Raw genomic sequence first — 6699 nt, 5'->3', positions numbered from 1 at the left:
GCGGTAGTGCCAGCGGGTCTGGCCGTTATCCTTCTCCACGGTGCGGCCGTGGATGTCATAGCGCCAGCGAATGCCGTTCAGCTGCGTCAGGCGGTTGTGAGTGACCTTCTCAGCAAAGCCTTCGAGCGGGTTACCGGCAGCATCCCAGCGCCACTGCTCCTGGCCGGGCAGCGTGCCGTCCTGAACCAGCAGACGTCCGGCGCTGTCGTACTGCCAGCGGTACCAGCTGAACGGGTTATCGTCCCGCTCTTCCCGCACCAGGTTATTGCGATAGTCGTAATCCCAGCGGCGGGACCAGCGGCGCGGCGACGGGCGCTGGGCATTGCCGGTAAAGACGTCCCGGCGATGCAGTCGTCCAAGACGATCGTATTCACTGCGGGTGGTCAGCAGCCCCTGGGTGCGGCTGGTTTCACGGTGGAGTTCGTCGCGGGTAAAGTCGGAGACCGAGAGCTTATCAAGCGCGATGCTGAGCAGATGCCCGCTGCCGTAGTAGAACTGTTTCAGCTCCCGGCCATCGGGCAGCGTGACGGAGGTGCGGTTACCCAGCGCGTCATACTCCCACGCCAGCTCCCCGTGTTCGCCCGTTTCGCGCGTGACGCGCCCGAGCGCGTCATACTCAAACACAAGCTCCTGCTCGGCCTCGGCGCTCCAGGCATCGGCTGAAAGCGCGGGATGCAGCCCAATCCGACTCAGAAGGCCGGACGGGGTGTAGTGGTAGCGGGTCTGCCCTTCCGGCGTGGTGCGGGCGACCAGTTGGCCGCTCGCGCTCCAGGCGAAAGCGTGGGTGATGGCCTCCGGATGATCGGCGGCAAAGGTGCGCGCTATCGTACGCCCGCAGGCATCGTAGCGATACTGCGAGGCCACGCCATCAAGCCCCACCTCTTCCAGCAGCAGCGAGTCTGCGCCCCAGCGGAACTGATACGCTTCGCCGTTTTCGTTTTCCAGGGCAATCAGACGCCCGCGGATGTCCCAGCGGCGGCGCACCTCTTCACCCTGCGTATTACGGGTGGCGGTTAAGCGCCCTGCCTCGTCGTATCTGAACTCGCTCTCTTTCCCGTCGGCACCCGCATGCTTCACCGGCAGACCACGTTCGTTCCATTTGAGCGACTCGGTCCAGCCTTCTGGTCGGTCGAGCTGCACCGGACGCCCCGCGGCGTCGTAGCGGTAACGCGTCTCTTCGCCGTCGGCGCTTATCTCAGCCACCAGCCAGCCCAGCGGATGATAACGGTATTGTGTCACACGGCCCGAACAGTCCGTCGCACGCACCATCTGCCCGGCTTCGTTGTACTCCTGGTAGCGGCTATTCCCGGCGGCATCAACTTCTTCAACCACCTGACCAAACTCGTCCCGACGCAGCAGCGTGGTCTGCCCCATCGGATCCACCACGCGTTTCAGCCCATGATGTTCGTCATACAGGAACCGGGTGGCGCTACCGTCGGCTTCGATGATGGACGCCGGAAGCGCACGGTGCTCCAGCCAGGTGGTGGTGCGGGTATTGCCATCGGCGTCGATCTCCTGCACCCGGTTGCCCATCTCGTCATAGACGAAAGTAACGGCATTACCCAGCGGATCGATGCGACGCGTGAGGAGTTCGTTGTCATCCCACTCGTAGCGCCAGTTCTCACCGCGCTCGTCAACGTAGCGAACAATCAGGTTTTGCGCGTTCCAGTAATGCTTTCGCGTCTGACCGTCGTAGTGATCGACGGTCGTCAGCCCGGCGGCTAAATCGTAGCTAAAGCGACAGCCGTCGCCGGTGCTGGTGCGGTTTTCCACCACGCGCCAGTGGTCAAATTTTTGCCAGCGGTATTCGCTCTCCAGCCCACCCGGCAGACGGTGCCAGACCATCAGTCCATCATCGTTATAACGGTATTCACGGGTTACTACGCCGGAGGCATCCGTTGCGCTGGCCAGCTGGCCGCGCGCGTCGTACCCCCAATGCATCAGCGGCCATGTCTGGTTGCCGTCAAAATGGCTGGCAGCGGTAACGCGCTGCGGGAAACGTTCATCTTCATAGCGCAGGGTGACGTCGATTGCCCGCGGCTCATCATGGATACCAATCAGCCTGCCGTGTTCATCCCACTCCGTCAGCAACGCGTTGCCGTACTCGTCGCTGAGGGAGGCCAGGCGCAGGATGGAGGGGTTAGCGCGGGTCGGTTTATACAGACGCCACACCGCGCCGTCATCATCGGCTATCGCCACGTCGCCGCTCTCATTGCGGCGGATAATGATGCCTTCGCTGATGCTGTAAAACGCGCGGTCGACCGGCGGCAGTTCAAAGCTCAGCTCGCGCCCGGTTTCATCGAACCAGGTGGCGTTGTTTTCTTCCAGCGCCAGATAGCTGTCAAAGGTGGTAGCCCAGCCCAGACCGAAAAGCCCTTCGCGGGTGGTCAGGCTGTTGTAGCTGCGTTGCCAGCGCAGCGGAAAGCGCCCCGGCAGCGAGAAATCGAGTTCGTCGTCGTCATTCAGCACCTTCACGCCAGTGGCGGCGTGAACCGGGTGCGAGGAGCCGAACACGGCGTTGACAGCCATATCCGCCAGCATCCCGCCACCGGCAGCAGCCAGCGCGCAGGGCATGTTTTTCAGGATCTTGCCCGGTCGCCCGCGCAGCAGGGAGAGCGCAATCATCCCCAGCGCCAGACCCGGCGTTTTGCCGCTTTTGATGTCGCGGACCGTGAGCGTGTCACCGCCGATGATCACGTTAGGGGAGACGTCGTCGGAAACGGTGCCCTCGCAGGTGGTGCGATCTTTTGCGCGCACCGCTGGCTGTCCGTTGATGAAGACGCTTTTCGAGCCTTCCGCCAGATACTGCGGCCCGGAGTGTTTATCACACGCCACCTTGTCTTCTTCCAGCGGCGAGGTCCCCGCGGCGGCAGAGGCGACGCTGGGCTGCCACATCTCGCTGCCGAACTGTCCGGCAGCGGAGAGCAGCATGCCCGCGTAGTCAGCAAAGCTGCCCGGCGACTGCGGCTCAGGGGACGGGGTATCGGCAGGTGTTAACGTCCCGGCTGCGCGTGCAGCGGGAAGTTTATTTGTCAGAACGTTGCTCGAACCAGAGGTGATTTTCCCCGCGGGCGACGGCGGGAAAAGCGCGTTACCCAGCCCTTCAGCGGCGTTGCTGATATCGTCGGTGATCCCGGCGACGTTCGCCAGAACCCCGCCGATAATGCCGCTCAACAGACAGCTGGATCCAATCGCCGCCACGCCTGCCGCTGCGGCCCCGGCTCCCAGCAGTGGGGCCGCGACGGTCGCTGCTGCGCCCACCGCCGCGCCAATCACCGCATAGGCGGCACCTTCCGCCACAATGCTGGTTATATCAGCAAAAATGCTGGAGTGAATAATCTCGTCGCCCTTACGGGCCGCGTTGTTATCGCTCATGCCTTACACATTCCGGTTGTCGTTTAGCTTCAGACTTTGCTTCAGTGCGCTCCAGCGCGCCTCGTCCTCTTCCGTAAAGGCTTTTAAGGCCGAGAGGGTAAAAATCATCAGTACCGGTTTGCCTGGCGTCTGCACGGCCAGCTGTTTTTGCCACAAGCGCTGGCCGTTACGGTCAAAGGTGGTCTCAACTTCCAGCCCGTTAATTTTTCCGTCAGGCCCGGCTTTTACGTGCTGAAATTCGCTCAGGGCGATCTCACCCATCTGAGGTCGCAGCACGTCCCACTGGCGGTGAAACTCTTGTTCGTAGTCGCTGCCATCGGGAATAACGCCGCGGCTGACTACCACGGTCAGCCCGCTTTCGTCATCGCGAATGATGTTCATGCTGTTGTCCTGCCAGGCGGCAGGAAAAAGGGTAAAGGAACCTTCCTGGAGGGTGTATTTCATAAGTGAACTCGGGATGATTTATTAGAAAAATAAAATTAAAAGCGCTAAAATTTATACCGCCAATATTAATTACTGCTTAGCGACTCAGAGAAATATGATCATTAGAACGTTAGCACTTTCTTTTTTTCCGCAAAAACTTTAGGGGCAGCGATATTATTGGCCGTTTGATAATTATCTTCTTTCACAGCCCGTAAAGTTGCCTCGCAACTTATTGTTCGTAGCGTGACATAACTACCCTGCCCAGGCATTCCTGATTCAGAACTGGAAAGCTAAATGCCCATGCCAGCCCGCGTTCATCGGTAGGGGTGCGATATCCAACTGATTGTCCCGGCGTGTTTCCGCGAGGGATATTAGACAATTTCAGATCCGGGAAATGAGATTTGACTTGATCAAGAGTAATACATGGTTGATTAACTACGAAAGAAACCAAAGATACGCTGTTATCACCATTTCCCCATAAACGAACATCCACATTGCTGATCCGTGTGCCATCAGTTAACGTAAAGGGAGCTGAAGTATAACGGTCTTCTTTCTCCTGTGTATTATTAATCAGCGGTTGGTTAAACAGTTTACTGACATCCTCAACTTGTTTACCCCACACTGATTTCATTTCTTTAATCATTTGCCACAACGAATCTTGATTCATTTTATTATGCCCTGCATAGGTAAATATTGAAAATAGTGGAAGAACAATGAGGAATATAGCTTTAATCATCCTACTTTCCATAGAATCCTCCATAGTAATCATTATAATTTAGATTAGTCCCTGAGGCTATTTCGCCTTTACCATACACTTTCCCTATTGCTTTGGCTGCATCAATGCGAGATAACTCACCACTTACCATTTTATCATATGCAGAATTATATGCTTTTAGGTTTTCGGCACTTCCCGCTATATCAATATCAATACCGCCGTTTGCAAGGATCTCGCGTTGTATTTTAATATTATTCAGCGTTGCTCCACCTTCATCCATAAGCTGGCTGTTGATGAAGCTTTCCTTACTCGAAGAATCTACCGCAACAGGATAAGTTGCATGCCCTGCCTCATGTGCCAGAGTTTGCACCGTTGTGGCTGTATCTTCCATGTGTTCAGGGTCCATGACAATCAATTTGTTATTCGTATCAGCGTAACTCCCCCCTCCTGCTGCTCCCGGTTGAATAGCCCACCCTTTATCTTTTAGATCTTTTAATTGTGTCTGAAGCGTTGGTGACTTATTGATTTCCTTAACTACATCTTCACTGAAGGGCATCACATCAGAGTTGTAGGAATTATTTTGATAGACGTAACTCCCTTTTAATGGTGGCGCTGATGCAAATTTTGTTGTTGGTTTTGGTCTGGTTGCTGCTGGCGCTGAAGCTGCGGGAGCCGGATTCTTAGCACTTTTATTCGGAGAAAACTTCTCCTGCACCGCCGCATCAATATCCCCTTTATGCCCCGATCCCGGTGCCGTTGTGCCCGGCTTGGTGCCCGACGTATTCAGATGCAGCTTACCGCCCGTGGTGATATACCCATCGCCCTCAACGAAGAAGTTGAACTCTTTGCCGATCAGGTTAATTTTGCCGTTAGCGTTAAGCTCAATAGCACTCTCGCCCGAGACCAGCCGCAGCTTCGTCCCGGAAGCAATAACATACTGCTCTACCGCCGCATCCAGCTTGCCTTTACCCGTCAGGATCTCGGTTCCGCCTTTCACGGCCTGGATCTGATTAGCCTCCACGCGATGCAGCTCATTTTTCTTCACGTAATGGCTGCGTGCGCCGCCAACGGTGTGCGTTTCATCATTCTTGACGCTGGTGTCCATATTACGCTCGGCCTGGATCCACACCTGCTCTGCGCCCGCCTTGTCCTCAAAGCGCAGGGCGTTGGCGTTGTCCACGGAACCGTCTTTTGTCCGGCTCATAAAGCCCATCTGCGTCGCCGCAGCCGGCAGCGCCCACGGCGGCATGCTGGCCTCGTTGTACACGCGCCCGGTAATGATCGGACGGTCCGGGTCGCCGTTGATAAAGTCCACCACCACCTCATCGCCGACGCGCGGGATCTGCACCCCGCCGTAGCCCTGGCCCGCCCAGGCGCTCGACACGCGCACCCAGCAGGAGCTGGTGTCATCCCCTTTCGCCAGACGGTCCCAGTGGAACTTCACCTTCACCCGGCCGTATTTGTCCGTCCAGATACTCTCGCCCTGCGGCCCGACCACTTTCGCCGTCTGCGGGCCGTAGGTGCGCGGCCACGCCGTGCTCTGCGCCGGACGGTAGGACACCGACGCCGGGATAACGGTAAAATCGGTGCGGTGAATGGTCTCCCCCTCGCCGCTTGCATAGCGGTTCTCTTCAAAGTGGTAGCCCGCCGCCGTCACCAGATACTCGCCGTTGTCACTGAAGAACGGCGCGTTGGTTAGCGTGAAGGTGTGACCCGGCGCAATGCCCGCCGCCGTGGCCGTCGCCTGAATCTGCTGATGCTCCACCTGCCAGCGCTCCTGACGGATGCGGGCGTAGAACTCCGCATGCCCTGTCTCCACAAAGCGGCCCGGCCAGTCGTACACGTCGATGCTGCCCGGTTTCGGGGACGCCGGGTTCTGCTGCGCCTGGAACAGCCACGCGTTCGGCTTGCGGAAGTCATAGTCGTCGAGGCTGTAAATCCCCGGCGTGACGCTGTCCTCCAGCGCCCACTGACTGATCCCCTCTTCATCCGTACTGCCGCCGGACGGCGTCTGGTGGTAAGGAATGACCTCATAGCCGCTGAACGGCTGATGCTGCGTCGCGGCGTCGGTCAGTACCAGAGTGTGTTTGTCGGCCTCGTGGCTGAAGTAGTACGCAATCCCCTCCAGCTCCATCAGGCGGCTGATGAAGTCCAGGCTCGATTCCTGATACTGCACGCAGTAGTCC

Annotated in this window: 4 protein-coding genes; all 4 read right to left on the bottom strand. The window is 57.7% G+C overall.

Going from position 1 to position 6699, the window contains the following annotated elements:
* Positions 1–3375, bottom strand: a 3375-nt coding sequence (locus tag ACNQ0W_RS09515) for a DUF6531 domain-containing protein (protein WP_417933193.1), incomplete at its 3' end; no start/stop codon positions are given.
* A gap of 3 nt (positions 3376–3378) precedes the next feature.
* Positions 3379–3819, bottom strand: a complete 441-nt coding sequence (locus tag ACNQ0W_RS09510) for a DcrB-related protein (protein ID WP_062933518.1) — start codon at positions 3817–3819, stop codon at positions 3379–3381.
* Positions 3820–4027: 208 nt separating this feature from the next.
* Entirely contained in the window at positions 4028–4546 is a 519-nt protein-coding gene (locus ACNQ0W_RS09505; protein WP_062933517.1) for a hypothetical protein, read from the bottom strand.
* Positions 4536–6699: type VI secretion system Vgr family protein (locus ACNQ0W_RS09500; RefSeq protein WP_417933192.1), on the bottom strand; the 2164-nt coding region annotated here is incomplete at its 5' end. The genes ACNQ0W_RS09505 and ACNQ0W_RS09500, both read right to left, overlap by 11 nt.

The organism is Enterobacter cloacae complex sp. 6730903, from assembly GCF_048283985.1.
Taxonomy (GTDB): Bacteria; Pseudomonadota; Gammaproteobacteria; order Enterobacterales; family Enterobacteriaceae; genus Enterobacter; species Enterobacter hormaechei_C.
This window is presented reverse-complemented; position numbering and strand designations above follow the sequence as displayed.